We start from the raw sequence: 26,610 nt of genomic DNA, 5'->3' as shown, positions 1-26,610 counted from the left end.
CATGGAGAGAACATGCAGTTCTGGCCGTTCCACCGTCATCGTTGGCGGGAGATCGAGCGAATCGGGACGGTTTTTACTAGTTGGTGTCCCTGCGGCAAGACCAAGACGCGAGTTGGTGAGGCCGTACCGGAACGATCCAGGAACGTTCTGCCCGCGAGCCCAGGCAGTGCGGGTAGCCACGACCACGATCCGGCGCGGAGCGGCGTCTGGGATGCGATCGTCCGGGATGTGACCGTCCGGGATGTGACCGTCCGGGATGTGACCGTCCGGGATGTGACCGTCCGGGATGTGACCGTCCGGGATGTGACCGTCCGGGATGTGGAGGGCGTTCGGGGGCGGGAGCCGGAAAGTCCGGTGACCTGAAACGCGAAAGGCTACGCACGTGGTGCGTAGCCCGCGGGCGGGCCGCTCGGAGGGGACGGCGGCCCGGGATGTTCTGCCTTTGACCTGTGCGATTGGGCGTCAGTCGGATCAGTAGCTGAAGGTGGTGGCGCCCTCGTCACCGATCCACTGCCACATGGGGACGGTGCCGCCGAGTTCGGCGTTCTTGATGAGCGTGCTCTTGTCGAGCTTGCGGGCGTCGAAACAGATCGGGCAGACCAGATACTTGCCACCGGCGGCCTCGTACCGGGCGACCAGGTCGGCCAGCGGCGGGCAGCCCTCGCAGGCGACGGCGTTGGCCACACCCTCGGTGGCCAGGCGGGAGGCTTCCTTGGTGAGGAACATGAGCGTGGGGCGGCCCTGCTCGGCCGCGCCGAGGGCGACGAGGAAGGCCACGGTGACGCGCTCAGGGTCCTCAAGACCCGTGATCAAGCTGATGACGGCCTTTCCGGCCATAAGGAACTCCTAGATTGGATCGGGCTGGTTTGTCACCCCAAACCATGCTCGATCCCTGTGTGATGGAGCGTGTGATAAGACCGGCTGAGCCGCAAAGCCGGTGAGCGCCATCACGCGGAGCGCGGCTGACCGAAGGCGTCGATCGCGGTGCGGATCTCGGGGGCCAGCTTCTCGTATTCCTGGTCCGGTACGGTTCCCACCGCACTGACCACCCCGCTGAAGAAGCGACGCAGGCAGACCGCGAGCACGACCTGGAAGACGTCGACGTCACTGAGGCCGTACTGCCGGAGGGTTTCGGCGTCGGCTTCGGTGATTCTGGTGGGGTCCAGGGCGACCTTCTCGGCGAAGTCCATGATGGCGACGTCCACCGGCGCGAGTCCCGCGTTGCGGTGGTCGCGGAGGATCGCGCTCAGGGCCTCGTCGTCGTAGAACTCTTCAAGTTTGGTGGCGTGGGCGAGACCGCAGTATTTCGAGTCGATCGCCCGGGCGGCGGCGATGGTGACCAGTTCATACCGCCGCAGGTCCATGCCAGCGCGGATCGCGCCGCCGAGCTGGAGCCAGCCTTCGTAGACCTCGGGCCGGAGCGCGAACACACGGGTGTAGTTGGGAACAAAACCGTAAATGGCCGCGTCGGCCTCGTACAGCTGTGATTCGTCGGGCGTGCTGAGGTAGGTCATCGTCTCGCTTCCGGTGAGGCCGTCGAGGAGTTACGGTATTTCGCTGGCCGGGCCGAGCGCTTCGGTAGTTCTACTTAGGTTTCGGCTTCGTAGTGAGATCCAGACGGTACGCGACGGCGGCGGCCTGACCACGTCCGCCCAGGATGCGGAGATCAGGTTTGCCCATGGCCGCGGGGATGCAGTGGTCCGGAGATGTGATGGTCCACGGTGTTGGCGGATAGGGGCAGGCGGCAGGCGATCGCGGCATTGGGCAGGCATTCCTCGGCTAGTCCGGCCAAATGGGCCTGAAAACGCCATGACCGCCGGTGGCCACCTGGGCGACGGCGGCCGCGAACACGTCGCTGCCGACCCGCCCGGCCGCGGGCGGCATGGCCGGCAGGGACGGGTATTCCTCCACCGGCATGGTCAGCAGGGTGAAGCGCTGCCGTGGTGTCACCCGGCCCAGCGCAGGCCAGTGCCACCCGGTTCGGCGAGCCAGTGGCACCCGGCTGGGGCCGGACCAGTGGCACCCGGCTCGGGGCAGCCAGGCGGAGGCCCTTGCCGAGATCGGCGTCATTGTGGGCGAGGTCCAGGATTGAGCTTCCGGCCGCCGCGCGGACAGCGGCCGGAAGTGCTCGGGGGTCTAGCTCCCGATTTAGTCGAGTGCGTTGAGCGTGATCCCGGCCTGGGCTACGGCCGGGGCCCAGAGCAGGACCAGGCTGATCACCATTGCGAAAGCTGCGGTCAGCCATCGACGTGCGCGGCTGCTCATCGCCGCCTCCTTTCATCGGTTCGGGGGGAAGAATCACCGTGTATTCGACTTCGCTCGCGTCGTGGATTGGCGGGTGTTGAGGCGAGCTGCCTGAATCGTCAGATAGTTGCGTTCGGGCAGGCTGTTGGTCCCTCGGGGCCAACAGCCAGCCGCAACATCCCCCGCACCCGCACCCGCGGCTTCGACTGCGACGGCACCGGCCACACGCCCTGAGGAGGTGAACAGGGCCGCGACCTTGTTCCGCTCCAGCGAGGTCCCCCGCCGTGTCGAACAGCGCCGACAGCTCCGCCTCCCGCCGGGCCCGTCGCTTGCAGCCGGGCGCGTAAGCCGAGGATCTGAGGCCAGTTGGCCTTGTCGGTTCTCGCCAGCCATCGGCTCAAAGCTCATTTCAGGAGGAAGGGTGCGCTGGCGCGGACCGTGCCGTTGATGATGATCTCTAAGGTTCGAGGGCCGGGGGGTTCGTTTCTGGTCGTGACGGGGCGGAAGGAGTGGGACTTGGCCACGGTGATCGGCTGGCCGGGTTTTGGGGTGGGGCGTTCGGCTAGGTGGAAGATGCGGTGGGAGCCGTCTCGGCGGATCGCGTACTTCAGGACGAGGGGGCCGGGGTGGTCGGCGGTGAGGGTCACGGTGAAGCGGAGGCGATCTCCGATCGCGACCTGGTCCGCGTCGAGGGTCAGATCGTTGACGGTGCCGCTGCCGGGGAGGGCGCCCATCAGGGTGAGGGCGCGGGGATGGCCTGCTTTGATCAGTCCGCGGGCGGCGTGCCGGAGGACCCTCTCGACGTGGGAGCCGCCTTGGTCCCGCCATCGGCCGAGGAGGTCGATCGCGGTCTCCGGGTGGTCTTTGGCGATGTCGTTGACGTGATTGGCCACCGAGCGGCGCACGTATTCGCTGGGGTCGTCGCGTAGGGCGTCGAGGATGGGGATGGCCGGGCCCGGTTCCATCAGCCAGCGCACCCGGGATCCCCAGGGCAACCGCGGGCGGGTTCCTTCCGAGGCGAGCCGTCTCAGGTGCTCGTCAGGAGAGTCGGCCCAGCGATACATGATCTTCAGTGCGTCCATCTGATGGCGCTCGATCAGCGGCCGCACGGCGAATTCGCCGGTCGAGTGGGGTGTCAGCACGGCTAGGGTCGCCATGGATTCGTCCAGATGCTCAACCCCGTGGGTGCCGACATGTTCCGTGGCCGGCCAGCCACTCCACAAATCCAGCCGAACCTGCCCAGCGCTCTCCCTGAGCACCTTCGCGGCATCCGGAAACGGCAATGGCAGCGCCTCGTGCAGCGCCCGCGCGACATGCCGCACCCGATCCTTCAACTCCAGCCCGGCAAGCCCGGCCAAAGCGGACCGCACGAACGCCGCCCGCGCGAAGGGTGCCCACACGGCCGCGATCCCGTCCGCGAGAACCCCCACAGACCCGGCATTGATCAATTCCTTCAGTGGTTGAGCCACAGCGACACGCTGCCACACGCCACCGACAATTCCGGGTCGCGCTACAAGTCGAAGGCTGGCACGAAGCGCCTAGGAGTCTCGCGCCCGGACGGCCTCCTAATCGGCGGATGATTTCGCGGGCCACCGCGTCGGCATCGGCCCGCGGCGGATGATTTCGGCGTAGGCCCGCGGCGGACGATTTCGTCTAACGTGCGCCTTCGCGTACTCCCCGTCATCCGGTCTGGCTGACCGAACGAGATGCCCTCCTAATTTGGCCGTGGCGTACTCCCCGTTGAGCACGTCTGTCACCCGGATTCAGCAGGCGGATTGCGACAGATCCTCGGAGGGAACGTTCCTTCCGAATGGGGTCAGACCAGACCACGTGGTCAGAGCTCGGTCGAGCCAGGGCGGGCCGTCGAGGATGGCACCCGTGGGCGGGGTCGAACCGGATTGCCAGCGGATCAACCAGTCGGTGTTCGTGGTGAGGACGCCGTCCTCGGTGAAACCCGGATCCTCCAGGCAGACCTCGTTGCCGGAAACGCTCAGGACCAGCCAGTAGCGCTCGGACCTGTCGGTCAGATCGAAGCGGAGCACGACGCGCGGGCAGGGCAGAAGGGCCGGTTCGATCAAGCGGGACATGGTCCACAGCGCCAGGTAAGGATCATGATGTGACGGCTGGGGCTCCCGCCACCGGGAAGCCCACATCCCGAGGGCCATGCAGACATCGGTGAGTTCACGGCCGCATTCGGTCAGGTGATACTCATGATCCCGGCGTTCGACCACACCATCCTCTTCCAGCCGGCGCAGCCGCTGGGAGAGAACGCTGCGCGGAAGGCCAGGGGCCCCTTCCAGGATCGTGTTGAAACGATGGCAGCCCACCATGAGGTTGCGGAGAATGATGGGCGTCCAGCGTTCGGCGAAGACTTCGGCGCCCAAGGCGATCGGGCAGTGCTGCCCGTAACCCTTCTTCACAGGGCAACCATGCCAGGTGACAAGTCCCCTGTTAGGCCGAATTTTCAATTGTTTACCTGGCGTATTTATTACACGGAAAGGGCCAGACCCACCGGGCCTGGCCCCAACCACCGCACACTCACCCGATCAGCTCGCTGAGCTTCGCGGGAACCGCGAAATCGCCGGTCAGCCTGTTCTTGGTCACCGCCACCGCGATCCCGGTAGCCGTGTCCGCGTACGCCGCGCTACCCCCCGCCCCCGGCATCCCGAAAACCGACGCCGTGGCTTCGGCGTCCGCACCGGGACGGCCGATCGCGAATCCCAGCCCCCACGTGGCCGGATTCCCGAACACCTGATCCACCCCAACGAACGACACCGCCGAAATCTCCCGCAGCCGCTCCGGCGAAACCAGCCGCACGCCGTCCACCTCGCCGAGCAGCGCCGCGTACATCCGGGCGATCGCCCGCGCCGACGTCTTCCCACCTGCCGGGATATCGGCCGCCAGCACATCCGTACGGTTCCCCAGCGTCGCCGACGGGAACAACGACATCGGCCCAGCCTTGAACATCGGCAGATCGGTCGGCATCTCCCCGGTCCACGCCGCGGCCACCGGCTCATCCTCCAGCACCGCCAGCCGCCCATGCTCGGCCACCGGCATCCCGAAGTAGATCTCATCCGCCACGCCTAGCGGCCCGGCCACCTCCTCCCGCAGCACCTGCGAGATCGGCTTCCCGGTCGCCCGCCGGACGATCTCCCCCACGATGTAGCCGAAGCTGTACGCGTGATAACCCGTCTGCGTCCCGGGCTCCCACCACGGCTCCTGATCCGCGATGGCCGCGCACATCTTGTCCCAGTCGCAGATGTCGGCAAAGGTGCTTTCCACCGGAATGCCGGGCACCCCCGCCGTGTGGTTGAGCGCCTGCCGTACCGTGACCTGGCCCTTGCCATGAGCGGCGAACTCCGGCCAGAGCTCCGCGATCGGGGTGTCGTATCCGAAAAGGCCGCGTTCGACGAGCACGTGCAGCACGGTGGAGGCCGCGCCCTTGCCGATCGAGAAGTTGTAGAACACCGTGCCGGAGGTGACCTCGCGCCCCGTCTCCGGGTCGGCGACGCCGGCCACCGCGTCCACGACCAGCTCGCCGCCGGAGTAGACGGCCACCTGCACCCCTCGCTCGGCCCCAGATTCGACGAGCTCGTCGATGGCCGCCTGCACGTTCTTCTGAAGATCACTCATTGTCGTTTCCGTTTCTGTGCGTCTACGTCTATGTCGAAACGAAGGGGGACGTTCTCGACAAGGTCAGGCGGGCTGGTAGGTGAGGATCGTCAGGCCTGACGCGAACGTCTCGGTGTTCGCCAGCGTGAACGCGGCCTTCGTGCCCTCGCGGAAGAGCCGCTGCCCCGCGCCGACCGAGACCGGGTGCACCCACAACCGGTACTCGTCGAGCAGGCCGCTCTCCCGCAGCGCGTCGGTCAACTGCCCACAACCGTAGATGAGGATGTCCCCGCCGGGCTGTTCCTTCAGCCGGGTGACCTCGGCGATCAGGTCGTCGCTCGGGATGATCGTGGTGTTGTTCCAGTCGGCCTTGTCCAGAGTGGACGTGACCACGTACTTGTCCATCGCGTTGATCCGGTCGGCGAAGTCGTCCGCGCCGGCCCGGCCCGGCCAGGCCGCGGCGAAGCCCTCGTAGGTGACCCGGCCCATCAGCAGGATGTCGCTGGCGAACAGCAGGGCGTGGGCGTACTGGGCGGCTTCGTCGCTCCAGTAGTCGAACGACCACAGGTGCGGGTTGTCGATGAAGCCGTCGAGCGTGACGTACGTGGAAGTGATGATCTTGCGCATGATTTCTCCTATGGGAGGTAAGGGCGCTTGGCGCGGGCGTCCCGCAGCGCGTGGGCCCACCAGGACAATTGATCCAAAGTGGTTTTCAGCTCTGAGTTGCAGGCCGCCGTCGGCTTGGGCCAGCTGCCGTCGGCCGCGAACAGCTGCCAGTAGGAGGGCAGCGACACCCCGTCCCTGATGGGCACCGCGTGCAGTTCGGTGAAGACCTGCCGCAGTTGCTCGGTGGCGTGCCGTCCGCCGGACTCCCGGCCGTACGAGATGAAGGCGACCGGTTTGGCGTGCCACTCCGTGTAGAACCAGTCGATCGCCGTTTTGAGCGGAGCCGGGAAGCTTCGGTTGTATTCCGGGGTCACCACCACGAAGGCGTCGGCGGCGGCCAGGCGTGGGGCGAGCAGCCGTACCGGGCGCGGAAGCGGGTCGTCCTGGTCGCACAGCGTGGCCGGCAGGCCGGTCTCGGCCAGGTCGATCACGTCCAGCTCCAGCTCGGCTCGGCGACGGGCCCGGGACACCAGCCAATCGGCCACGGTGGGCCCGAAACGCCCGATCCGGGTGCTGCCGATGATGACCGCGAATCGCAGCATGTCCGCCTCCTTTCTGACACCTCCAAAGCTGCCAGGAGCGGCTTACGGTCTCCTTCCCGTCCTCTTACGACCAGGCGTGCGGCGGCGTAAGCGGCTAGCGTGGAGGCCATGCGCTTTGGGGTGCTCGGGCCGCTTGCGGTGTGGACGGCGGACGGGCGCGCGGTCACGATCCCCGGTCTGAAGGTCCGCGCTCTCCTCGCCGACCTGCTCATCCACGAAGGCCGGACGGTGTCGGTGGACCGGCTGGTCGATGACCTCTGGGGGGAGGACGCTCCGGCGAACCCGTCCGGCGCGCTTCAGGTCAAGGTCTCCCAGCTCCGCCGCGCCCTGGACGAAGCCGAACCGGGCGCCCGCGATCTGGTCGTATCACTCCCGCCCGGCTATGCCCTCCGTACCAGCCCGGAAGCGGTCGACTCCGCGCGTTTCACGCACCTGACCACACAAGCCCAGGACAGCGCCGACCCGCGCACGGTCGCCGCCTTGCTCGGCGACGCGCTCGCCCTCTGGCGTGGTACGGCTTTCGCCGACTTTTCCGACGATGACTTCACCCAGCCCACAATCGCCCGCCTCGACGAGCAGCGCCTGGCCGCGCTCGAGCATTGGGCCGAGGCCCGCTTGGAGCTGGGCGAGCACAGCCTGCTGGCGGGCGAGCTGGCCGATCTGACCGCCCGCCATCCGCTCAGGGAACGCCTGCGCGCCGCTCAAATCCGGGCTCTCTACCTGGCAGGACGCCAGAGCGAGGCGCTCGCCGCCTACGCCGACCTGCGCGAGCGGCTGGCCGAGGACCTCGGCCTGGACCCCAGCCCCGACCTGGTCGCACTCCACCAGGCGGTCTTGAACCAGGCGTTGAGCACGACCTCTGTTATCCGCACGAACCTGCCCGAACCCCTGAGCGACCTGATCGGTCGGGAGGACGCGGTCACCGAGGTCCGTACCCTGCTGGAAAAGAACAGGCTGGTCACCCTTACCGGATCCGGAGGAGTCGGGAAAACCCGGCTTGCTTTGGAGACCGCCCGCGGGTTGATCTTCCCTGACGGCGTCTGGCTGGTCGAGTTGGCCGCGCTCGACGGGTCCGGCCTGGCCGAGGCGATCATGGCCGCGCTTGAGGTCCAGGACTTCGGCGAGAACCGGCTGGTTGACGCGATGCGCTCCCGGAACCTGCTGCTTGTGCTCGACAATTGCGAACACATCATCGACGACGTCGCCAAACTGGCCGACGCCCTGCTCCGGGCCGCACCCAACCTGCGCATTTTGGCCACTAGCCAGGAAGCCCTCGCACTCCCCGGCGAAACCGTGTGGAGCGTGCCCCCTCTGGATGTTCCCTCCCCAAGCGCCGACCTCGCGACGCTCGACCAGTCCAGCGCGGTACGGCTGTTCGTGACCCGGGCCACGGCCGCCGCCCGAGATTTCACCCTTGACACCGACACCGCCCCCGCGGTCGCGACACTGTGCCGTCGGCTGGACGGCATCCCACTGGCTCTGGAACTGGCCGCCACTCGGGTCCGGGCGCTCGGCGTGCACGGCCTGGTCGCCCGTCTCGACGACCGGTTCCGCCTGCTCGCCACCGGTCATCGCGGTGCTCCGCCCCGCCAGCAGACCCTCACCGCGATGATCGACTGGAGCTGGGAGCTCCTGACCGACCCCGAGCGGATCGTCCTGCGGCGGCTCGCCATCCACGCCGACGGCTGCACCCTCGAAGCCGCCGAAGCCGTCTGCGGCACGCCGGACGTCCTCGACCTGCTGGCCCGCCTGGTCGACCGCTCCCTGGTCACCGTCAGCCACGGCCCCGAAGGCCCGCGCTACCGCCTGCTCGAATCCGTCGCCGCGTACTGCGTGGACAGAATGCGCGAAGCCGACGAATACCACGAACTCCAGGACCGCCACCGCGCCTACTACACCGACCTCGCAGAACAGGCCCAGCCCCACCTGTACGGCCCCGCGCAGCGCACCTGGCTCCGCCGCCTCGACGCCGAAGCCGCCAACTTCCGCACCGCCGTCAACCTCCGCCTGGTCAACGCCCTGACCTGGTACTGGTTCCTCCGCGGCCGCCTCACCGAAGCCCGCCGCGCCCTCGAAACCGCCCTCGCCCAGCCCGGTACGGCACCCGCCGCCGACCGCGCCACCGCCCTCGCCTGGCAGGCCGGAATCGCCCTCCTCCATGGCGACACCGCCGACAAAACCGCCCGCCGCGAGGCCGCCCTCGCGCTCTTCACCGACGACCCGGCCAGAAAGGCCAGGGCGCAGTGGTTCCTCGCCTACACCGCCTCCGACACCGGCGTGGCCGCCTGCGCCACGTTGCTCGACGAGGCATTGGCGACGTTCCGGCAACTCGGGGACCGCTGGGGGGAAGCGGCCGCGTTGAGCACCCAGGCCAAACTCGCCCACGTACGAGGCGATCTGAGCGCACTCGGCACCGCGGCCGAGCGGAGCAACGTGATCTTCACCGAGCTGGGGGAGCGCTGGGGCCAGCTGGAGGCCACCGGCTGGCTCGGTGCCCGGGCCGAGCTGATCGGCGACTACGACGAGGCCGAACGCTGGCAGCGGGACGGTTTGGCGATCGCCGAGGAGTTCGGCCTGTGGACGGAGGTATCCACGCGGCTGTCCTGGCTCGGCTGGATTGCCCTGCAACGCGGCGACTATGCGCAATCACGGCTCTTCTCCGAACACGGGCTCCGGCTGGCCGTCGAGCAGGCCCACCTGCCCGGGCTGGTCTTCGCCGAGATGACCCTCGGCTTCGCCGCCCGCAAGGACGGCCTCGCCGAGCTCGCCGAAACCCACTTGCGCAACGTGCTGGAGCGTGCGCACCCGATCGACGAGGCCAGCCCGCCGCCGTTCCTGCCGATGGTCCTGGCCGAGCTCGGCCTCGCCGCCGGGCAGCGTGGCGCCCTGGCCGAGGCGGTCGAGCTGCACCGCCGGGCGTTCACCACGGCGCTGACGTTCGACGCGCCTCGGGAGCACGCCCTCGTCGCCGAGGGCCTGGCGGGCGCGCTCGCGCTGGCGGGCGATCACTGCCAGGCGGCGCGGTTGCTTGGCGCGGCAGCGCAGGTCCGTACCACGAAGGAATTGCCGCTGGCCCCCGCCGAGGCGCGCGATGTCGACCGGATCACCGCCACCACCCGTGCCGCGCTGGGCGAGGTGGCCTTCGAGGCCGAGTTCAGCCGGGGTGCCGCCCGGCCCTTGGATCGCCAATTCGATTGAACCCGCCGACCGGGCGTCGCGTACCTCCCCGCGAGGAGGCTGATGATGCGCTGGATTCTGGCGATTGCCACGTTCCTGATCCTCGGGTGTTCGGCCACGGCTGACGCCCAGGACCCGGACGTGCGCTTCTCGCTGGAGATGATCACCCATAACCGGCAGACCCTCAGACTCGCCGACATGGTCAAAGGCCGCAGCACCGATTCCTTTGTCACCGGCCTGGCCGCGAAGCTCAAAGTCGACGAGCGCACCGAGATCGACGTCATGTCCACCTGGCTCCAGATGTGGAACATGCCGCCACCCAAAGGCACGACCTACCAGATGCCGGGCAGCGTGACCACCGCCGACTACACGGCGCTCCAGAGCCGATCAGGCCCGGAGTTCGATAAAATGTGGCTCACCACGCTCAGCAGACACCTCACCACCGGCGTCATGATCGCCCAGGTCGCGGTCGCCACCGGCGATCACCCGCCCACCGGCGACCTGGCCCGGCGCATCGTTCGGGAGCAGCGCGAGAACATCGCGGAGATCGGCCAGCACATCAGTTGATGCTCCACACGTGTGCCCGCCCCCGATTCGGGGGTAGTGGCAGTAGAGCGTGGAAAGGCGGCGAGCAAGGTGGCGGGCATCCTGCTGAGTCTGGAGTTCGAGCATGGCGCGATCACCCAGATCCGCCATCTCGTCCAGCGCTCCGCCGCCACGGCCGGCCTCACCGGCGCCGCCCTCGACGATTACGTGCTGGCCGTGCACGAGGCCGTCACCAACGCCGTCAAGTACGGCAACAGGCCACGCAGCATCTCCATCTGGGAAGAATCCGGCGCATTCTTCAGCGAAGTCCGCGACAGCGGGCCCGGCATTCCGTACCAGACCCTGACATCTAACGACCTGGCCGAACGCTCCCCCTTCGGCGGCCGGGGCCTCTGGCTGATGCGCCACCTCACCCGCACCACCATCCAGACCGGCCCCGACGGCACCACGATCCGACTCGCCGCCGCCCTGCCCTGAGGTTCGCTCAAAGCTGAGCCGGTGCGGTACGGCATACGCCCGAAACCTGTCCGAGATAGGACCTGTTCGGTGCATTACTACCGAAAAGAACAAGGCTAGTGAGCCTCATCCAAGGTTCACTATCACCAGATTCGGTACAACCAGTTATCGGGCAACCCCAGGGTCACACCGATCCCTTGCTAGGCTGGCGGGAACCTAGTTGGAACCGGGCGTTGTCTCACCCGGCTGGTGAGACCGTTGGGAAGTGGGGTCACACCATGAAGAAGCTGCTCGTTCTGGCGCTTGTCGCTATTGGGGGGCTGCTGGTCTGGCGTAAGGTGCAGTCCGACCGCGCCGAGCTGGACCTGTGGACTGAGGCGACCGGCAGCGAGAACTGACGACCACCCGGAGATGGGTTTGCTTGATCGTGGCGAAGGTGCGGGTATGACCCCCGTCAGGCTGGCCTGCCTGGACCTGGCGGGCACCACGATCGGCGACGTCGCCATGGTCGACCGGGCTTTCGCCGAGGCGATCGCCACCCAGGGAATCGTTCCCGGGACCAGTGCGTACGCGCGGGCCATGGTCCACGTTCACCGGTCCCGGGGGTGTCCCAAGATCGACGTCTTTCGTGGCATATTTCCGGACAACGAAGCGCGGGCTCAGGCGGCCAATCTGACCTTTGAGCGCTCGTATGAGGGCGCCATCGAACGTACGGGCCTTATCCCACTCCCTGGCACTGTCGAAGCCCTGGAGAAGCTCCGCGCCGCCGATATCCAGGTCGCCCTCATCACCGGTTTCAGCCGGGGCACACTGGGGCGCGTGCTGGCCGCCCTTGGTTGGCACGACAAGCTCAACCTGGCCATATGCCCCGAAGATGCGGGACGTGGTCGGCCGTACCCGGATATGGTGCTCACCGCCGTACTCAAACTCGGCATCGACGACGTCCGCCAGGTGGCCGTCGCCGGCGACTCGGAGAACGACATGATCTCCGGCCGCCGCGCCGGTGCCGGCCTGGTCGCGGGCGTCCTCACCGGCGTCCACAGCCGCGAACGCCTCCTCGGCGGCGGCGCCACCCACATCATCGACTCCATTGCCGACTTCCCCGCCCTACTCCTCGGCCACCATCAGGCGATCCCCGCAATCCGTTAGGGCTTCTCGCGGGCTACACAGGTTCGGTGTCCCTCCCCGAGGGACGACTGCTAGCTATACGACCACCCTCGCCAGTGCTCCACAACGATCGCGACAACAGGACCTTCGGGCCGATGATCCCGATATTGCCCATAACGCGCCACCAGCCGCGCAATCCACTGCCCCCGGGTCACCTCGTCCTCAACGATCGACGCACGCCCATCCGCTCGCACCCACCACAGCCGCGTCCAGTCATCCTCATAGTGATCAACCAGCAGGCATACCCGCTCATTACTCACAATGTTCCGCAACCGACGAAGATCCATCGTCCGCTTCGGCTTGTGATCGACCGCAAACGCGATCACATCCCCCTCAACCGCGAACACGATGGGCACAAGGTGAGGACTCCCCGTCACATCCACAGTGGCCAACTTCGCCGACCGCGCCGCCACGAACCTCTCCCGCGCCACAAGTTCATCCACAACCTAGACCTACCCGCACCCCAGCCAGCCGCCGCCCGTCACCAGGTACCCGAGCTTGGCCGGCACCCCGACTACCTCGACGATCTTGGACACCAGCTCGAGCTCGTCGTCAACCAGAGCCCAGATTGACGGATGATCATCCGCTTGGTGGGTGCCGAACCCGTCTCCTGGCGATGGCATCGCGATACCGAGTGGCGCGATGACCTACGCTGTTGCTACGGTGTACGAGCCGGACAGAGCCGCGGCCAGCTCTAAACATGCAGGTCAGCGACTAGATTCACGGGGCCTTAGCTCAGCTGGCAGAGCGCCTGCTTTGCAAGCAGGATGTCAGCGGTTCGAATCCGCTAGGCTCCACCAGCCAAAACGCCGCTTTCCTGATCTAGGAAAGCGGCGTTCGTGCCATTAACGTGCCATTAGCCGACGGGAACCAGCGCGCCGGACAGGCCGTCGTCGTCGTCATCCTGATCTTTGCGTTCGGCCTCCACACGAGCGCTCAGAGCATCCGCGATCTTCTGATCCGCTTCCTTCGTTGCGTGCTGATAGATCAGCGCCGCCCGGTCGCTGTCGTGCCCCATCCGCGCCTTGAGATCGGCCAAGCTCGCCCCTGACTGCGAAGCGAGCGTGTTCCCCGTGTGCCTGAGATCATGGAAGTGCAGGCCCTTGACTCCCATCTCCTTGATGGCGTCCGCCCACTTGGCTTCACGCCGGAAGTTGTTACCGCGCAAGAATCCCCCCTTCTTGCCGAGGAACACGAAGGCTTCATCCGCGCTATCCACGTACGCGGCGAGGTGATCGGTCAGCGCCGGAATGATCGCCGAAGGAATGCCGATAGTTCTCCTTCCTGCCCGCGACTTGGGCGGACCGAGCACCATCGCCCCGCCCTCCAGTTCAAGAAGCTGTTCCCGGACTCGGACCGTTCGCCTCTTGAGATCGAGATCCGACCGTCGAAGGGCAGTCACTTCGCCCCAACGCAGACTTGCGAAGGTGGTCAGCAGCACCAACGCGCGGAACCTCTCGTCGGCCATCCGATCTGCCAGCTCGAAGACCTGAGAGACAGTCAGAACCGGCCGCTCCGGAGTCTGTTCGTTGTCCGCGCCCTTGATCCTGCACGGGTTGCGAGGAATCATCTTGTCCTCCTCGGCCGCAGTCATCAAAACGGCCCGCAGCAGCCGGTACGCTTTTGCTGCCGTCGAGATCGAGACGCCATTGGCCAGCAAATTAGCCCGCCACGAGCGGACCATCTGAGTGGAAAGCTTGCCGACCGAGACACCGCCGAGGCCCGGCATGAGGTGCCGGTTCAAGAGGTAGGTGTACCCCTCGATCGTTTTCGGACGCAGGCCCGGACGCTCCTTGATCCAGGTACGTGCGTAGTCGCCGAGGAGGACCTTGCCACGTTCGGGATCTGTCCAGTTCCCCGCGATCATCTGAGCCTCGATGAGAGTGAGAGCCCGATCGGCGTCCGTCTTGGTCGCGTAAGTCGTCTCTCCCGTCCGCAGCCGACCATCGGGAGCGGGATACCGGATCTGGAACCGCCCAGAGGGAAGCTTGCGGATGTTGCCGAAACGCCGATGGTTGTCCCTGTTGGCCATTAGGCCGCCCTCCTTTGCTTGGGGATCGTGATCGGGGCGACGGTGCCCGCAAGGACGAACGTGATCAGTGCTGACTCGGTGATCCGTACGTGGCGGCCAACCTTCACGAACTCGATGCGCCGTTCCGCAATCAGGCGGCGGACGAAGCGGACGGAGGTATGCAGTAGGTCGGCGGCCTCTTCGACGGTGAGCAAGGGGTCCATTACGCCGCCTCCTCACCGATTGCCGAAAGATCTTGGCCGTCTGCTTGGGCTTGGAGTTGTGTCATGTGGTTGCGCCAGCGTTGGCGTTCGTGGACCGCGCGCAGGAGGCGTACGCCGATCGGGGTGAGGTTGGCGTCTCCGGCCGGTATCGGTGACCAGGTGTACCGGTGCGGGTCGATCGGCTCGTCGGCGATTCCGAGGGCTTGGAGCACCCAGGTGCGGCGGTCCTGTTTGTGTTCGGTCAGGGTCTTGTTGGACCACTTGCGGGAGACCAGGACGCGACGGCCCGCGTAGCCGAGATGCTCGGGGCTGTGCGCTTTGCCCCGGCAGCGGCCGGGGATCAGGCCCGGTTTGGCGTTCTTGGGCTGGACGCCGTAGCGCAGCCAGTTCGCGCAGGCCGCCGAGCACGGTTCCCACCGCAGCGCGTTCATGAGCCGTTCGGCGTGGAGGTGTTGGGCGTCGCCGGCCCCGTCCATGCTCTGGCCGAGGGATTTCGTCAGGTACTTCGACAGGTAGCCGATGCACTGGTCTGCGTCCTTAGTTCCGGCCAGGACGCCTTGAATGTCGGTCTGCACCCCGAAGCGCGCCACGTGTACCGGTTCGGCGTCCTGGTCGTTGGCGAACTGGTCGAGGGCTTCATCCCAGGTCGGCAGGACTTCCCCCGTGGCAGGGTCGAAGTAGCCGACGCCATCGGCCCACACGGGCAGATGTTCGCCGTCGAAGCGGACCGTATCCTGGCGTGGCCACCACACTTGGTGGTAGGTCGCGGCCACGACCTGACGCAGTTCGGCGCGCGGGAGGGTGCCGCGAATGGCCATGTGCAGGTGCGGAGCCAGCCGCTTCTGTGGTTCGACGGTGGCGAAGTACTGCACGTCGAACCCGGCTACACGGCGCAGGTTCTGGACGAACCGGTCGACCAGCTTGGAGAAGTGCAGCGCGTCCCGGGCCGCGGAGGCGTAGTCGTAGCGGTCCGGATCGACCGGCACGCCGTCGCGGATCTTCCCGTAGGAGGGCAGGGTCAGGGTGAGGAACATCGACGGCCGGAAGCTCTTGCCGTCCGAGGAGTGGAAGACCCGCCCGAGGGTGGTCTTGGCCATGGTGCGGCGGGGCAGATCCGGCGCGTCCTGACGCCGTCTGGTCGACCTGGACCGCTTGGGAGTCGACCGTCCGACGACGCTGCCGCGTAGTCCGGCCTGGTTGATCTCCTCGTCGAGTTCGTCGATGGCCAGATCGATGTCCGTCACGTCCTGGCCGGCGCTTGCCGCCCGGTCGCGTTCGGTCTGGAAGCTGGCCCGCTGTTCGACCAGGTGGGTTTGGTAGTCATCGGCCGGGCCGGGGGTGATGGCGGGTTCGTGTTCCAGGTGCCAGCCTTCCCGGCATTGGGCCACCCGCAGATGCCGGTTCCGTTTGGCGCAGGAGGGGCATTTGGCTTCCAGGGTGGCCCCGCACGGCACATCGATGACCTCGGAGACGCCGGTGGCGGTGTCGACCCGTCGCAGCGGGACGGGCCGGATGCAGACGCCGTTCTGTACGGCTATCGCCTCGACCACGTCCCGGGCCAGCGGCATCGACATGCGGACCGCGCGGGGTGTGTGACGATCGGTGGGGTTGGTCACGCCTCACCTCCGTAAACGGTGAGGGTGGTTGCCTTGCTGCCGCATTCGCGGCACTCGACCACGCCCCGGACCGGGTACAGCCACAGGGAATCGAGCGTGCCGCAGGCCGAGCAGCGCAGGTCGTCCAGGAAATCGGTCAGCTCAGGCATGTTCGCCGTCCTCTACCAGGTCGGCGTCCAGGCGGGTGTGGTCGCTGTAGGGGTGGGTGGTGATTTTGGCGTCGGCCAGGTGCAGGACCCGGACCCCGCCCGAGGCCACCAGGTGGACGATCACCAGCTCATCGCGGACCTGGGTGATCTCGTCGAGGGTGCCGCGCAGGGTCAGCCTCATCGGCCCTCACCGCCGCTCGCGAACTGGGCGACCATGGCTTTGATGTCGGTGTCGGAGACGTAGGCGGCGCGGACCCGGATCGGGTCGGGGCTGGTTTCCAGCCGCAGGTAGGCGATTCCGGCGCCGAGTTCGGGGATGGGTGAGATGTGGTCGGCCAGCGCGCCCCGCTCTCGTGCGCCGTCGCCTAACACCATGTCGACCTGTTCGGATTCGTCGAGCCGGAGGGCGATCTTGTCGGGGAACAGGTTGCGGATGGTGATCACGTCTTTGCGTGGGTCCTGGAGTGCGGCCAGGACGCCGATTCCGACCGCTCGGCCTTGGGTGGTGAGGGTGGCCAGCGCCGCCGTGATCCTGTGCCGTAACGCTTTGTCGGATTGGTAGGCGGTCAGGAACGCGACCTCGTCGACGACCACCAGGATGAACGGGTCGATGGGGGTGGGGGTGTGGGAGCGCTGGTGTCCGGCGAACCGGTCGGCGCGTTCCTGCATCTTGGCGACCGCAGCTTCCAGCAGATCCGCGCATCTGGCAGGGTCGGCGGCATACCGGGGGCCGAACAGGGCACGCCCGAACGACAGTTCCATGCGTTTGGGATCCAGCGCCCAGATCTCGACCAGTCCGGCTTTCACGGCGGGGAGCAGGCCGCGAATGGTCGACCAGATGAACGAGCCTTTCCCGGCACCGGTGGCACCGGCCACCAGGACATGCGTGCCGTGGACTTTGAGCAGGAGGGGACGGCCGTCTTCTTGGCGTCCGATCTCGACCGGTCCGACCGAGGCGACCGCGGGGACCGGTATGGCCGGGATGGGAGCGGCGAGGGGGTCGCGGCGGGGGAGGGTCAGCACCAGTCGTCCGGCTTTGGCGATGGTGATGCGGCAGGAGCGGGAGCCGAAGCCGTGGGCGAGGTGGTCGATGCGGTCGGTCCAGTCCTTGACCGTCTGGCCGCCCAGCATGCGCACGTGGACCCGGTCGGCCCAGCCATCACAGGAGACGCGGACGAGGCGGGGCAGGTAGTCACGGCCGCGCAGGTGCCGGCCGAGCCCGGAGACGACCATGACGGGTTGCCAGTGCCGCCGGTAGATCCACAGCCAGCGGGCGAAGGCCAGCAGCCGCCAGGCGACCAGCCGCAGGAAGGATGGCCGGCCCAGGAACGCCCAGGCAGCCAGGGCGGTTGCGGCTATGTCGATCAGGATGAGCAGGACGCCCCACCCGTACATCTGCTGCACGGCGGCGAGGGTGGCGGGGATGGCGACCGCGATCGGGTGCCGCCAGAAGATCCGGATCGTGCCCGTGATCAGTCGCCACGACCAGATGACCAGGGTGATGGCCGGGGTTTTGACGACGGCCGGGCGGAAGACGATGGCGGTGTCGGGGGTGGTGGTGACGAGGTTTCGGGCCTCGTCGCCGGGGAGTTTCTTGAACATTAGACTTCGTGTCCTCTCGGAGCATTCGCGTGTGAGGGAGAGATCGGGGGCCGCCGGAAGTTCCCGCTTCCAGCGGCCCCGCCTTGCCTCAGGCCGCCGACTCCCGGGGAACCGGCGCCTGGTCGGTGGTCTCGGTGGTCTCGGTGGTGTGGGTGTCGGCCTGGTCGGCCTGGTTGGTGTGGAGGCGTTCGCAGTCGGCCAGGTAGCGCGAGGCGGCGGTGAAGAGCTCCCGGGCCAGGGACAGGTCTCGGTCGGTGATCGCCAGGTCTGCGCTGGTGGACAGGTAGATGTCGGCCTCGCGGGAGGCCAACCAGAGCAACGGCCGCTGATCGTTGACGAGCAGGGCGCGCACGTCCAGGTCGGGGCTGGTGAAGTGCACGGCCACGTGAGGCTGCTCGTCGGGCCGCATCGACACCGTGACGCTGGTGCAGCGGGTGGTGTGGGTCATGCCGAGATCTCCTCAGCGAATCGGCGTTCCAGGGTGCGGGCGAAGGAGGCCGCCTCACGGGCCAGGCAGCGGGCGAACTCCAGGTCATCGCGGGTGACGTGGTCAGCGGCCGAGGTGGTCAGGAGCACGTGAACGCCCGCGAAGACCAGGCCGAGAACGGGCGTGCGGCGGGGGTAGGCGTGGTTGACGGCCAAGGAGCCGGGACCGGTCTTGAGGCTGATCGCGGTCGTCGGGATGGTGGCGGTCGAGTTCGGGGTCTGACGCCCGCTCATGAGGCGTCCTTGGCGTCCTTGTCGTAGGCCGGGGGTTTGGTGGTGGCGCGGGGGGTGCGCATGGTCCGGGCTTTGATCGAGTAGGCCAGGCGGCCGGCGGGGTTGACCCAGGGGGTTGCGTTCATGCCGTCGAACTCGACCGGCGTGAACGGCAGTCCCGCCACCGTGGCCGGAGCGACCGGTTCGACCGGGGAGACGAGTTTCACTGAGACGGTTTTGCTGGCGGCTTTGACGGTGGGGTCGCCGTCCATGACCGCGATCTGCCAGAGGGGTTCCCCGGTTTGCTTGTCGCGGGCTTGGACGAATCGGTCGGGGGTGGAGGCGTCGAAGTCTCTGACTTTCTCGACTTCGCCGACGATGTAGCAGCCGTGCGGGAAGACCTGGGTGAAGTGGACGGGGATGGGGCCTTGCAGAGCCATGCATGTGCTCCTGTCGTGTGGTTGTCAGCTCGTATTGTCGAGCTGTCTTCGACAGTAGCACACGATTCCGACATCTCGACAAGTCAAGTAGCCGAGATTGCCGGAACTGTCAGGAAATCAGCAGACATCCGAGAAGCCGCCGCGCGAGTACTGTCGGCTTGTGGAAGATCGCGAGCAGTACGTGAGGTATCAGCAGGACCGGACCGTGCTGGCGGCGATCGGGGCTCATCTCGATCCCCAGGTCAGTCGGATCCGCGTGCGGTTGCCACGGTCCGTGGCCGAGTCGGCGGTCGCTGCCTGGGATCGCGAGGAGTTGGGTGGGATCGGCGAGGAGAGCCGTGAAGAGTACAAACTGCGTGACGATGCCGCCGAGCTGGCCTTGATCGGCTTGGCGATCAGCTCGCGCGGTGTGTGGGATAGCGAGGATGTCGTCGTCGACCTGGATGTCGCCCAGATCTCGGCGGCGTTGCGGGCGAACCTATCCGGTCACTAGAGGGAGTAGGAGTCTTCCAGCTCGTAAAGATCCCCCGGCAGCACGATGTCAACGATCAGGACCGGCCGACCGCCCCCGTTGAAGACGCTCGCCACGATGCCGAGAACCGGCGCGCTCTTGCGCAGCCCGAGCAACCTCGCCTCCTCAGCCGAAGGCGTCCGCGCGCTCAACCGTTCGGCCACGTGTTCCAGCTTCAAACCCTTGACCGCGCGTAGATGCTGGCGGATCCCGACACTCAACGGCTCCTGGCGCCCCAGGTCCGTACCCTCCGCCAGTTCGAGCGGACACCACACGGTGACCAGTTCCGTTGCCCGGTCGGCGTCGCTGAACAGCAGACGGCGCATCATGACCGGCGTCTTGTCGGCGATGCCGAGCAGTTGGGCGACGCCGACCGGGGCCGGATGCGGGCCGACCGCGACCGTCTTGCCGTCCTCGTCGGCTTCGGGACGATCCAGCACCGCACGGCCGGGACGGGAGGCTTCCTCCTCGGGAACCGGCCGGACCGCCTTCACATACGAGCCCTTGCCGTGCTCCCGGTCGATCGTGCCCCGCAGCTGGAGAACTTGCAACGCCCGGACCACGGTCGGACGGCTGACCCCGAACTCCCGCACCAGCTGGGTTTCCGAGGGCAGCAGCGACCCGGGAGGATAGGTGCCATCCGCGATCTTCCGGCGGATGGCGGAGACGATCTGGACGTACTTCGGCGGCGCGTACTCTTCATCCGACGTCATGACGACTTCCCTACAACTCGACTTGTCGTGAAGTCTAGCCATGCCGCTTCGCTATGTCACCCGCTCCCCGGGAACCAAACCCACCCGCCAGGAGTTCCACACGCCACCCTCACCCGTGCACCCTCACACGTCCCAGTCCGGCCACTTGTCCTCCGACTCCGGGAAGCTGCCCAACTGCGCGATCGTGAACACCCAGCCTTCCTGACGCAGATACTCGATCGCCCTTCGGACCGTGCCCTTACTGGCCGCGTACTCCGCGACCATCTCCTTTTCGCTGGGAATGGGCTTGCCGATCGGGAACCGGCCCGATCGAATCGCCTGAGCCACCGCAGAGGCGATCTTCCGATACCGGGGCATCCCCAGCAGCACCGGGTTCACTTCCCCATCGGCGGAGGCGACGTAGTAGCGCCTGCCCCGCGAGAAGACGATCACGCCCTCCTCGTGCAGTTCCCGCAGCGCCCGACGCGCGGTCTCCCGAACCACCCCAAACCGGCGGCATAGTTCGGACTCACTGGGAACCTGCATCCCCGCAGCCAGCTCTCCCGCCTTGATACTGGCGCCCAGAATGTTGGCGATCTGCCGGAACACCTTGATCGGAGCGTCCCGGTCGATCTCGGCACAAGCAGCCAGCCAAGAGGGTTGCTCGTCTTTCGCAGGAACGGACACGATCACTCCAATCACGAAGGCCCCGCGACAGCGAGGCAGGAAGGAACAAGAAAGGAAAGAAGGGGGAGACAGGGGGAGATGTCTCCGGGCGCGAGCTGACCGGCGATGCCTCACCACGCCGCACGACCCGGATGCCAACCCGAGGGCCGGCAGGGTCCCTATCGCGGGTAGGGCAGCCGGTAGCCCGGCAACGGCCGCTCCCGACGCACCACGTCGTACCGCAGGGCCACGCGCCGAGCGGCCAGACTGACATCCAGCGCCGCACTGACCGCGTAAACGGGCCGCCCGAGGGCCGAGACGCGCCCCGCCGCCCACCAAAACCACCGGCCGTTACTCCAGACCAGCAGATCAGCCCACACCGACAGGAACGCCACCCCATGCCCCGCGTGCAGATCGGTGACGATCCCGTAATGCTGAACCAGCACCGTGCGCAGCAACTCCGCAGCCCCACGGCCGTCGAGAGCGACCCCCGGGGACGAGCCATCCCACCAGAGGGAATGCACCAGCTGATCCGACATCACGACGACTCGTCGACCGGCTCGACCGAGCCGCGCCCTTGACATCCCAGGCATTCGACCGTAACCGCCGAGTATGCTCCGGTTTCGGGCGACCCCTGAGCCGCCACGATGCCGCGCCGAGGTCTGGCGTATTTCCAGCCGCGCCCCGCGCACAATGCGCACTGACCTGCCATAACCCCGAGAATGACGCGGCGTCATGTATCGTCTCGACCGCGCCCATATCTCGCTTGCGCGGTTTATGTCTCATCTAGCCTCGTCTATTGCTCCTCCTGTCTCGCCCGTCCCGATTAATCTTGGTTGTGGCAGGGCTTCCGACTCCCGAGGCGTAGACCATGACCGAGCAAGCGATCATGCTGAGAACGCTCCTCCGGCAACGCCATTGGCAGAGCTACACCACGTTCTGCCGGGAGTACGACAAAGCCGCCAAACAGGTCGACCCCTGCTTACTGGGCAAATGGCCAAGCCGCGCCCAGTTCAGCCGCTGGCTATCCGGAGAACTCAAGGGACTGCCCTACGCCGATCACTGCCGCGTGCTGGAAGCGATGTTTCCCGGCATCACCACGGCCGAACTGTTCTCCACCAACGCACCAGCTGTACCCGCACCAAGAAACAGCCAAGAGGCCACCCCCGTCGTCGGCGCACCCGTACCCTCCGCAACCGCCGACGTGAAAGCCGTCTACAGCAGCCGCTCCGCCTTCACAGCAGCCCACCCTCCATCGGCCCTGTTCGACTCCGCCACGAGCATCGACGCCGCCGGCCTCTCCCTGAATGTGATCTGCCAGAGCTACCCAGATCACCAGCTCACGCGGCTACTCGAAAACGGCGCGCGCATCAGATGTCTGTTCCTGGACCCCAACGGAACCGCCATCCAAGCCCGCGAGGCCGAGGAGAACTACACCGACGGCACCTTGCAGACCCTCACCGCGCTGAACATCAGCATGCTCACCCGCCTGAAGGCAAGACTCGATCCCACCACCGCGGAACGCCTGGAACTGCGCGTCTACGACGAGACCATCCGCTTCAATATCCTTCTCGTGGACGGAAGGACCTGCGTCGTCCAGCCCTACCTGCCCGCAGCCCGAGGAGTCGATTCCCCGACCCTGGTCATCACCAACGACGGCACCGAAGCCGGGCTGTTCCCCGTCTTCGCCCAGGTCTTCACCTCACTGTGGGAGCGGAGCACACCCGTATGACCATCGACGCCCGCGAGCTACTGCCCCTGGCAGAGCAGGCCGTCAGCATCGCCCGGGAATTTCTCACCGAACTTCCCCGAACCGTCACCGCCAAGGGCGACCGCGACATGGTCACCGAAGTCGACTACGCCATCGAACAAGCCGTCCGCGACTTCCTCGCCGGCGAAACACCAGAAATCGGCTTCCTCGGCGAAGAAGAGGGAATCACCGGCAACCGCAACGGCCTCATGTGGGCACTGGACCCCATCGACGGCACCGCCAACTTCACCCACGGCATCCCGCTCTTCGCCATCTCCCTCGGCCTGATCGACGACAACCGGGCCGTCCTGGGCGTGATCGATCTCCCGTTTCTGGGGTCGCTCTACAGCGCGGCAGAGGGAGCAGGGGCCACCTGCGACGGCGAGCCCATCCACGCCAGCGCAACCGACACCCTGAACGCCGCCATTGTGTCCATCGGCGACTACGCGGTCGGAGCCGACGCGGAACAGAAGAACCGACTCCGGATCCCGCTCAACTACCAGTTGGCGACCCGCGTTCAACGCGTCCGCATGTTCGGCTCCGCCGCCATCGACCTCGCCTGGGTCGCCGAAGGCAAATCCGACGCCTGCATCATGCTCTCCAACAACCCCTGGGACACCGCTGCCGGCGTCGTCATCGCCCGCGAAGCCGGAGCCTACGTTCTTGACATCGACGGCAGCCCTCATTCCATGACCGCCACCGCCACCATCGCAGCCACACCAAAGATCGCCGCCGAGCTACTCGCGATGATCGACCAGGCCCGTACTGAACTGGGCGCATAACTCTGCCGAATTGGGCTTTTAGGGATCAAGCGGCGTCCTTCTGCCACACGCCGCCCGGGCGTGCGGCCTGGAGGCCGGTCCCGGTCGGCGGCGGCTCTGGCTAGCTCACTGTAGGTACCCAAGAGCCGATGTACTCGCTCCGCCATGAGCACCGCGAACTGGGAAAGCCTCGTGGTGTGTGTCCCATCCGCCCAGAGAGTGCGGCACAGGTCAACCGAACAGTGCACAATAACAAACCATGTGGTCAACCTTTCTCACGCTACTAAAGACAGAGCCAGCTATCCTCGCAGCTCTGCTAACAGCAACCAGCGTCCTTGTCGTTGGTTTAGTGACCTGGTGGACCCAGAGGGCGATTACCCGCCATCGCATACGTTGGGAAGCGCATGCGGAGATCACTCGATGGGACGCGGCGCGGCTAGAAAAGGTACTCGACGCGTTGATCGAGTCCGCCGATGCAGCTAACCGCTACGTACTGGCATCACCGGACATCGATATAACTTCCTGGGAAGCGCGGAAGCCGTATGTATTTCCCATCCTAGATCCCCTAGGAAAGGCGCGCGCCGAACTAGCAGCATCTCCCGATTTTCATGAAAATAAGGTCGTAGTCCAAGCCCTCGAAATTCTGGACGAGATGTCCAGCGAGCCAAGTAGCAAATCACATGTACTTAAGGCATGGGATTCGCAAGCTGTGGGGCGGGCTATAGAAAGTTTAAGTGCCGCCCGCCGCGACAAGATGCTTACACTGGCTCACCCAAAACGGCGACACCTCAAAAACACTGCCTCCGGCGGGGGTACTCCGACTCCGGGATGGTGGCCGATGCGTGACCGCAAGGCCGTAGTTGGCTGAGGTAGGGCCTGATCGTCCCGTCTTCCATCGACTCGGGCAAAGCCGAGCAGACCAGGGGCCAGGGGCGCCAGGTCGTTCGTCCGGTGGGGCGCTCCACCTGGCACCCCTGGCCCCTGGCCCGCTTCCCTTTCGGGCGGGTCGACGGCAGACGGGATGATCAGACGGGCGGGGTGTGCACATTGCGCAGGTCTTGGTCTGGGACGATCGGTGGTCTCAGACCTCGTACCTCAGGCCCCGGCCCGACCTAGGTTGTGGACTCGTCAATGGGTTGCAGTTCATCGCGCTGTCAGGCTGTTCCGGGAGGACCGGGCAGCCTCGTTGGTCCGGTTTGGGGTTCTGCTTGGGGAGCATCTCCCGGCTCACCCCGCCCGTACCTGAAGCCTTTCGGGGTGCGGACTTCTCCCGTGTTCGGAATACTGTTCTGGACACGCCTACGGGAAGGTGGCCATGGCGATCGAGTGGAAGTTCCTGGAGCAGAAGAGCTTCGACCGCATAGTGGAATCCATGATCCACCGCATGTACTCCGGCACTGCCACGGTTGAGGTCGTGGATGGACGGGGCGGCGACGGTGGGCGCGACATCGTAGTCACTCAGGGTTCCCGTGTCCGGATCTTCCAACTCAAATTCTTTCCGGAAGGTTTCCCCAAGGAGAACCGCCCCAGGCGACGCCAAATCAAAGACTCCTTCGCGAGGGCTATGGAGCACAACCCCTACGAATGGACGCTGGTCGTTCCATGCAACCTCACTCCCAACGAGCGCGAGTTTGTCAACGAATTGGCGATCGGTCATGAGGTTCGAGTGTCCATGATGGGGCGTGTGGAACTCGACTCAAAGATGATCGACCTTCCCGATCTGGAGGGCTACTATCAGCGCGACCACCTCATCGAGCATGTCAAAATCTTGAATCAGGAGAAGGCGTTCCTCCTTGGAGGTCCCGGCGACCTGGACAGCCGTGTCCTTGACCTCGGCAAGGTCGTGGACAAGTGCGACAAGGATTGGACGTTCGACTTCTCTCGTCAGGGTGATCAAGTGTTTCGCACCCTTCGCGCTAAACATCCACGCGCACACCAGACGAGCCCGATCTATATCACCTTGGAATGCTCTTTGAGCGAGGACTCGGAGCTCAGTCAGCAGATACGGCGGACCCTCGGCTACGGGACCGGCGAGAAGGTCGTGTTGCCGGCGGAGATCGTTGAGCGGCTGACCATCGAGGGTCCCGAATGGCTGAGCGAGACGGTGGAACATGTTCTCGTAGAGCTGCTCCCGAATACGCCAGCAGGCGACCAGGAAGTCCGCATGGAGCTCAGAATCCTGGACAACAACGGCCGTTTGTTGGCCTCACACCACGCGAAGGTGCAACACGGCAACACCGGCTATGAAGGGCGCTGCCTCAAGGCCACCTTCTATAATGTGGCCGAGTTGATCTTTATGTTCCCCCACGATGAGGAGCAGCCGACCACCCTCTCGTATGCATACCAGGTGGACGAGACCAGCCCGGCGGACTTGCTCCGTGCGATGCGACTCATCAAACAGCTACACAAGAAGTGCACGGGAGAGATTTATCTCAACGGTCAGCGTCTGGGTGTGGTCGGCTTCAGTGCAAAGGATCACTCTTCTGACACGCGCGCTCACCTGGATGAGGTGCGCCGGTGCGAACAACTTGCTGAGGATCTGGACATCGTCCAACGCCATTGCGACAACTTCTTTCCAGTACCTGCCCAATTGTCTGGCGTTGAGCGAGCCGCTCTCCGCATGGTAAGGCTCCTGGCGGAAGGCAAGTGTGCTGTTCATCCAATGGCCCGGTTCTTGACAGCCACCCTCACTGGTTCCGAGGGCGAAGAGTTGCGCCTGATCCTCTCGGGGAACCCCCAGAGTATCCGTTTGGATCTATCCGAGTGCACCATGGAGATTGCCGGCCACGAACTCGTGATCGGCGATGTGATGTTGTTCCACACTCGCGTTATCGCCGTGAACGCGGGGCAAGTCTTGAAGGCGCTCGACGCAGGGTCGGCAGAAGGTTGTGCCCTCAAACTCCAGCCTGAGGGTGAGGAGCATTTCCACGCCTTCATACCAGCCAAATGGCCCAGTGATTCTATGCCTGTGGTCCCCACGCCATGGGGACTCCCCGAACTGGCCGAACCCGCAGCCTGACGGGAGTTGGCAGCTTAAGATCCCGTCAGCCGCAGAGTCGTCGAGTGCTAGCCATGGTTC

31 protein-coding genes, 1 tRNA gene and 1 pseudogene are annotated in these 26,610 nt (G+C 66.1%); 11 read left to right on the top strand and 22 right to left on the bottom strand.

Translation table 11 applies throughout. From position 1 onward, the window contains the following. Positions 1 to 12: 12 nt before the first annotated feature. Positions 13 to 363 carry a hypothetical protein gene (locus ABGB08_RS12170; RefSeq protein ID WP_347589456.1) on the top strand — a complete coding sequence of 117 codons (351 nt, stop codon included), beginning with the start codon at positions 13 to 15 and terminating at the stop codon, positions 361 to 363. Positions 364 to 471: 108 nt separating this feature from the next. Here the strand turns inward: ABGB08_RS12170 and ABGB08_RS12165 are convergent, their stop codons facing one another. From ABGB08_RS12165 to ABGB08_RS12130, 8 genes and pseudogenes are all read right to left on the bottom strand, one after another. Beyond that, on the bottom strand, positions 472 to 837 hold the full coding sequence (locus ABGB08_RS12165) for a DsrE family protein (protein WP_347589454.1): 366 nt from the start codon (positions 835 to 837) through the stop codon (positions 472 to 474). Positions 838 to 947: 110 nt separating this feature from the next. After that, complete coding sequence (locus ABGB08_RS12160; RefSeq protein WP_347589452.1) at positions 948 to 1,514, bottom strand: hypothetical protein; 567 nt, start codon at positions 1,512 to 1,514, stop codon at positions 948 to 950. Between the two features lie 307 nt (positions 1,515 to 1,821). Further along, a pseudogene (locus tag ABGB08_RS12155) lies at positions 1,822 to 1,935 on the bottom strand (DNA polymerase III subunit beta); the annotation flags it as partial. A gap of 713 nt (positions 1,936 to 2,648) precedes the next feature. Continuing rightward, complete coding sequence (locus tag ABGB08_RS12150; protein WP_347589450.1) at positions 2,649 to 3,713, bottom strand: hypothetical protein; 1,065 nt, start codon at positions 3,711 to 3,713, stop codon at positions 2,649 to 2,651. 294 nt (positions 3,714 to 4,007) lie between these two features. Continuing rightward, positions 4,008 to 4,664, bottom strand: a complete 657-nt coding sequence (locus ABGB08_RS12145; protein ID WP_347589448.1) for a helix-turn-helix domain-containing protein — start codon at positions 4,662 to 4,664, stop codon at positions 4,008 to 4,010. A gap of 118 nt (positions 4,665 to 4,782) precedes the next feature. Beyond that, the gene (locus ABGB08_RS12140; protein WP_347589446.1) at positions 4,783 to 5,877 is read right to left on the bottom strand and encodes a serine hydrolase domain-containing protein; all 1,095 of its coding nucleotides are present in this window, start codon (positions 5,875 to 5,877) and stop codon (positions 4,783 to 4,785) included. Between the two features lie 63 nt (positions 5,878 to 5,940). After that, entirely contained in the window at positions 5,941 to 6,483 is a 543-nt protein-coding gene (locus ABGB08_RS12135) for a dihydrofolate reductase family protein (RefSeq protein WP_347589444.1), read from the bottom strand. 8 nt (positions 6,484 to 6,491) lie between these two features. Beyond that, positions 6,492 to 7,064 carry an NAD(P)H-dependent oxidoreductase gene (locus tag ABGB08_RS12130; protein ID WP_347589442.1) on the bottom strand — a complete coding sequence of 191 codons (573 nt, stop codon included), beginning with the start codon at positions 7,062 to 7,064 and terminating at the stop codon, positions 6,492 to 6,494. Positions 7,065 to 7,172: 108 nt separating this feature from the next. Between ABGB08_RS12130 and ABGB08_RS12125 the strand changes: the two genes are divergently transcribed. The 5 genes from ABGB08_RS12125 to ABGB08_RS12105 all read left to right on the top strand — a co-directional run bounded on the left by ABGB08_RS12125 (position 7,173) and on the right by ABGB08_RS12105 (position 12,392). After that, positions 7,173 to 10,262, top strand: coding sequence for a BTAD domain-containing putative transcriptional regulator (locus ABGB08_RS12125; protein WP_347589440.1), 3,090 nt, complete (start codon positions 7,173 to 7,175; stop codon positions 10,260 to 10,262). A 42-nt stretch (positions 10,263 to 10,304) separates the two neighbouring features. Then, positions 10,305 to 10,808 carry a DUF305 domain-containing protein gene (locus ABGB08_RS12120; protein ID WP_347589438.1) on the top strand — a complete coding sequence of 168 codons (504 nt, stop codon included), beginning with the start codon at positions 10,305 to 10,307 and terminating at the stop codon, positions 10,806 to 10,808. A 36-nt stretch (positions 10,809 to 10,844) separates the two neighbouring features. Further along, positions 10,845 to 11,264, top strand: a complete 420-nt coding sequence (locus tag ABGB08_RS12115) for an ATP-binding protein (protein ID WP_347589436.1) — start codon at positions 10,845 to 10,847, stop codon at positions 11,262 to 11,264. 257 nt (positions 11,265 to 11,521) lie between these two features. Continuing rightward, positions 11,522 to 11,641: a DLW-39 family protein gene (locus ABGB08_RS12110; RefSeq protein ID WP_218034602.1), complete on the top strand. Its 120-nt coding sequence runs from the start codon at positions 11,522 to 11,524 to the stop codon at positions 11,639 to 11,641. 46 nt (positions 11,642 to 11,687) lie between these two features. Next, positions 11,688 to 12,392 carry an HAD family hydrolase gene (locus ABGB08_RS12105; protein WP_347589433.1) on the top strand — a complete coding sequence of 235 codons (705 nt, stop codon included), beginning with the start codon at positions 11,688 to 11,690 and terminating at the stop codon, positions 12,390 to 12,392. 50 nt (positions 12,393 to 12,442) lie between these two features. Here ABGB08_RS12105 and ABGB08_RS12100 read toward each other — a convergent pair whose 3' ends face one another. Both ABGB08_RS12100 and ABGB08_RS12095 read right to left on the bottom strand, forming a co-directional pair. Further along, positions 12,443 to 12,841, bottom strand: coding sequence for a TIGR03668 family PPOX class F420-dependent oxidoreductase (locus ABGB08_RS12100; protein ID WP_347589567.1), 399 nt, complete (start codon positions 12,839 to 12,841; stop codon positions 12,443 to 12,445). A gap of 21 nt (positions 12,842 to 12,862) precedes the next feature. Then, entirely contained in the window at positions 12,863 to 13,033 is a 171-nt protein-coding gene (locus ABGB08_RS12095; RefSeq protein ID WP_347589431.1) for a hypothetical protein, read from the bottom strand. Positions 13,034 to 13,134: 101 nt separating this feature from the next. Here ABGB08_RS12095 and ABGB08_RS12090 point away from each other — a divergent pair. Continuing rightward, positions 13,135 to 13,210, top strand: a tRNA-Ala gene (locus ABGB08_RS12090). Between the two features lie 56 nt (positions 13,211 to 13,266). On the opposite strand, the gene ABGB08_RS12085 is transcribed toward ABGB08_RS12090, so the two are convergent. The 9 genes from ABGB08_RS12085 to ABGB08_RS12045 form a co-directional block, all read right to left on the bottom strand. Beyond that, positions 13,267 to 14,442, bottom strand: a complete 1,176-nt coding sequence (locus ABGB08_RS12085) for a tyrosine-type recombinase/integrase (RefSeq protein ID WP_347589429.1) — start codon at positions 14,440 to 14,442, stop codon at positions 13,267 to 13,269. Continuing rightward, positions 14,442 to 14,645: a helix-turn-helix domain-containing protein gene (locus ABGB08_RS12080; protein WP_347589427.1), complete on the bottom strand. Its 204-nt coding sequence runs from the start codon at positions 14,643 to 14,645 to the stop codon at positions 14,442 to 14,444. Before ABGB08_RS12080 ends, ABGB08_RS12085 begins: the two co-directional genes overlap by 1 nt. Beyond that, on the bottom strand, positions 14,645 to 16,261 hold the full coding sequence (locus tag ABGB08_RS12075) for a replication initiator (protein WP_347589425.1): 1,617 nt from the start codon (positions 16,259 to 16,261) through the stop codon (positions 14,645 to 14,647). The genes ABGB08_RS12080 and ABGB08_RS12075 overlap by 1 nt, the downstream gene beginning before the upstream one ends. Continuing rightward, positions 16,258 to 16,410, bottom strand: a complete 153-nt coding sequence (locus ABGB08_RS12070) for a hypothetical protein (RefSeq protein WP_347589423.1) — start codon at positions 16,408 to 16,410, stop codon at positions 16,258 to 16,260. Before ABGB08_RS12070 ends, ABGB08_RS12075 begins: the two co-directional genes overlap by 4 nt. Then, a complete protein-coding gene (locus ABGB08_RS12065; RefSeq protein ID WP_347589421.1) occupies positions 16,403 to 16,591 on the bottom strand; it encodes a hypothetical protein in 189 nt (62 codons plus the stop codon). The genes ABGB08_RS12070 and ABGB08_RS12065 overlap by 8 nt, the downstream gene beginning before the upstream one ends. After that, complete coding sequence (locus ABGB08_RS12060; RefSeq protein ID WP_347589419.1) at positions 16,588 to 18,012, bottom strand: FtsK/SpoIIIE domain-containing protein; 1,425 nt, start codon at positions 18,010 to 18,012, stop codon at positions 16,588 to 16,590. The genes ABGB08_RS12065 and ABGB08_RS12060 overlap by 4 nt, the downstream gene beginning before the upstream one ends. 88 nt (positions 18,013 to 18,100) lie before the next feature. Further along, positions 18,101 to 18,460, bottom strand: coding sequence for a hypothetical protein (locus tag ABGB08_RS12055; protein ID WP_347589417.1), 360 nt, complete (start codon positions 18,458 to 18,460; stop codon positions 18,101 to 18,103). Continuing rightward, positions 18,457 to 18,732 carry a hypothetical protein gene (locus tag ABGB08_RS12050; protein WP_347589415.1) on the bottom strand — a complete coding sequence of 92 codons (276 nt, stop codon included), beginning with the start codon at positions 18,730 to 18,732 and terminating at the stop codon, positions 18,457 to 18,459. The genes ABGB08_RS12055 and ABGB08_RS12050 overlap by 4 nt, the downstream gene beginning before the upstream one ends. Continuing rightward, entirely contained in the window at positions 18,729 to 19,151 is a 423-nt protein-coding gene (locus ABGB08_RS12045; protein ID WP_347589413.1) for a plasmid replication, integration and excision activator, read from the bottom strand. The genes ABGB08_RS12050 and ABGB08_RS12045 overlap by 4 nt, the downstream gene beginning before the upstream one ends. 97 nt (positions 19,152 to 19,248) lie before the next feature. On the opposite strand from ABGB08_RS12045, the gene ABGB08_RS12040 reads away from it, so the two are divergent. Next, positions 19,249 to 19,644: a hypothetical protein gene (locus ABGB08_RS12040; protein ID WP_347589412.1), complete on the top strand. Its 396-nt coding sequence runs from the start codon at positions 19,249 to 19,251 to the stop codon at positions 19,642 to 19,644. Here the strand turns inward: ABGB08_RS12040 and ABGB08_RS12035 are convergent. The 3 genes from ABGB08_RS12035 to ABGB08_RS12025 all read right to left on the bottom strand — a co-directional run bounded on the left by ABGB08_RS12035 (position 19,641) and on the right by ABGB08_RS12025 (position 21,559). Then, entirely contained in the window at positions 19,641 to 20,375 is a 735-nt protein-coding gene (locus tag ABGB08_RS12035) for a GntR family transcriptional regulator (RefSeq protein WP_347589410.1), read from the bottom strand. The genes ABGB08_RS12040 and ABGB08_RS12035 overlap by 4 nt on opposite strands. Before the next feature lie 123 nt (positions 20,376 to 20,498). Beyond that, on the bottom strand, positions 20,499 to 21,041 hold the full coding sequence (locus tag ABGB08_RS12030) for a GntR family transcriptional regulator (RefSeq protein WP_347589408.1): 543 nt from the start codon (positions 21,039 to 21,041) through the stop codon (positions 20,499 to 20,501). Between the two features lie 158 nt (positions 21,042 to 21,199). Next, entirely contained in the window at positions 21,200 to 21,559 is a 360-nt protein-coding gene (locus ABGB08_RS12025) for a hypothetical protein (protein WP_347589406.1), read from the bottom strand. Positions 21,560 to 21,891: 332 nt separating this feature from the next. Here ABGB08_RS12025 and ABGB08_RS12020 point away from each other — a divergent pair, with 332 nt between their 5' ends. The 3 genes from ABGB08_RS12020 to ABGB08_RS12010 all read left to right on the top strand — a co-directional run bounded on the left by ABGB08_RS12020 (position 21,892) and on the right by ABGB08_RS12010 (position 26,550). After that, positions 21,892 to 22,752 (top strand): DUF5919 domain-containing protein, encoded by an 861-nt coding sequence (locus ABGB08_RS12020; protein WP_347589404.1) that lies wholly within the window; start codon positions 21,892 to 21,894, stop codon positions 22,750 to 22,752. Next, positions 22,749 to 23,552: an inositol monophosphatase family protein gene (locus ABGB08_RS12015; RefSeq protein ID WP_347589402.1), complete on the top strand. Its 804-nt coding sequence runs from the start codon at positions 22,749 to 22,751 to the stop codon at positions 23,550 to 23,552. The genes ABGB08_RS12020 and ABGB08_RS12015 overlap by 4 nt, the downstream gene beginning before the upstream one ends. Before the next feature lie 1,294 nt (positions 23,553 to 24,846). Next, on the top strand, positions 24,847 to 26,550 hold the full coding sequence (locus tag ABGB08_RS12010; protein WP_347589400.1) for a hypothetical protein: 1,704 nt from the start codon (positions 24,847 to 24,849) through the stop codon (positions 26,548 to 26,550). The last annotated feature ends 60 nt before the right edge of the window (positions 26,551 to 26,610 follow it).

Source organism: Acrocarpospora sp. B8E8, assembly GCF_039871605.1.
Lineage (GTDB): Bacteria > Actinomycetota > Actinomycetes > Streptosporangiales > Streptosporangiaceae > Acrocarpospora > Acrocarpospora macrocephala.
Note: the sequence above shows the minus strand (reverse complement) of the source record. Positions and strands in the feature narration are given on the sequence as shown.

Coding starts and splice junctions, on each gene's coding strand:
- ABGB08_RS12170 (WP_347589456.1), top strand. CDS start 13: ATGCAGTTCTGGCCGTTCCACCGTCATCGTTGGCGGGAGATCGAGCGA.
- ABGB08_RS12165 (WP_347589454.1), bottom strand. CDS start 837: ATGGCCGGAAAGGCCGTCATCAGCTTGATCACGGGTCTTGAGGACCCT.
- ABGB08_RS12160 (WP_347589452.1), bottom strand. CDS start 1,514: ATGACCTACCTCAGCACGCCCGACGAATCACAGCTGTACGAGGCCGAC.
- ABGB08_RS12140 (WP_347589446.1), bottom strand. CDS start 5,877: ATGAGTGATCTTCAGAAGAACGTGCAGGCGGCCATCGACGAGCTCGTC.
- ABGB08_RS12135 (WP_347589444.1), bottom strand. CDS start 6,483: ATGCGCAAGATCATCACTTCCACGTACGTCACGCTCGACGGCTTCATC.
- ABGB08_RS12130 (WP_347589442.1), bottom strand. CDS start 7,064: ATGCTGCGATTCGCGGTCATCATCGGCAGCACCCGGATCGGGCGTTTC.
- ABGB08_RS12125 (WP_347589440.1), top strand. CDS start 7,173: ATGCGCTTTGGGGTGCTCGGGCCGCTTGCGGTGTGGACGGCGGACGGG.
- ABGB08_RS12120 (WP_347589438.1), top strand. CDS start 10,305: ATGATGCGCTGGATTCTGGCGATTGCCACGTTCCTGATCCTCGGGTGT.
- ABGB08_RS12110 (WP_218034602.1), top strand. CDS start 11,522: ATGAAGAAGCTGCTCGTTCTGGCGCTTGTCGCTATTGGGGGGCTGCTG.
- ABGB08_RS12105 (WP_347589433.1), top strand. CDS start 11,688: ATGACCCCCGTCAGGCTGGCCTGCCTGGACCTGGCGGGCACCACGATC.
- ABGB08_RS12095 (WP_347589431.1), bottom strand. CDS start 13,033: ATGCCATCGCCAGGAGACGGGTTCGGCACCCACCAAGCGGATGATCAT.
- ABGB08_RS12085 (WP_347589429.1), bottom strand. CDS start 14,442: ATGGCCAACAGGGACAACCATCGGCGTTTCGGCAACATCCGCAAGCTT.
- ABGB08_RS12080 (WP_347589427.1), bottom strand. CDS start 14,645: ATGGACCCCTTGCTCACCGTCGAAGAGGCCGCCGACCTACTGCATACC.
- ABGB08_RS12070 (WP_347589423.1), bottom strand. CDS start 16,410: ATGCCTGAGCTGACCGATTTCCTGGACGACCTGCGCTGCTCGGCCTGC.
- ABGB08_RS12065 (WP_347589421.1), bottom strand. CDS start 16,591: ATGAGGCTGACCCTGCGCGGCACCCTCGACGAGATCACCCAGGTCCGC.
- ABGB08_RS12060 (WP_347589419.1), bottom strand. CDS start 18,012: ATGTTCAAGAAACTCCCCGGCGACGAGGCCCGAAACCTCGTCACCACC.
- ABGB08_RS12055 (WP_347589417.1), bottom strand. CDS start 18,460: ATGACCCACACCACCCGCTGCACCAGCGTCACGGTGTCGATGCGGCCC.
- ABGB08_RS12050 (WP_347589415.1), bottom strand. CDS start 18,732: ATGAGCGGGCGTCAGACCCCGAACTCGACCGCCACCATCCCGACGACC.
- ABGB08_RS12045 (WP_347589413.1), bottom strand. CDS start 19,151: ATGGCTCTGCAAGGCCCCATCCCCGTCCACTTCACCCAGGTCTTCCCG.
- ABGB08_RS12035 (WP_347589410.1), bottom strand. CDS start 20,375: ATGACGTCGGATGAAGAGTACGCGCCGCCGAAGTACGTCCAGATCGTC.
- ABGB08_RS12025 (WP_347589406.1), bottom strand. CDS start 21,559: ATGTCGGATCAGCTGGTGCATTCCCTCTGGTGGGATGGCTCGTCCCCG.
- ABGB08_RS12020 (WP_347589404.1), top strand. CDS start 21,892: ATGACCGAGCAAGCGATCATGCTGAGAACGCTCCTCCGGCAACGCCAT.
- ABGB08_RS12015 (WP_347589402.1), top strand. CDS start 22,749: ATGACCATCGACGCCCGCGAGCTACTGCCCCTGGCAGAGCAGGCCGTC.
- ABGB08_RS12010 (WP_347589400.1), top strand. CDS start 24,847: ATGGCGATCGAGTGGAAGTTCCTGGAGCAGAAGAGCTTCGACCGCATA.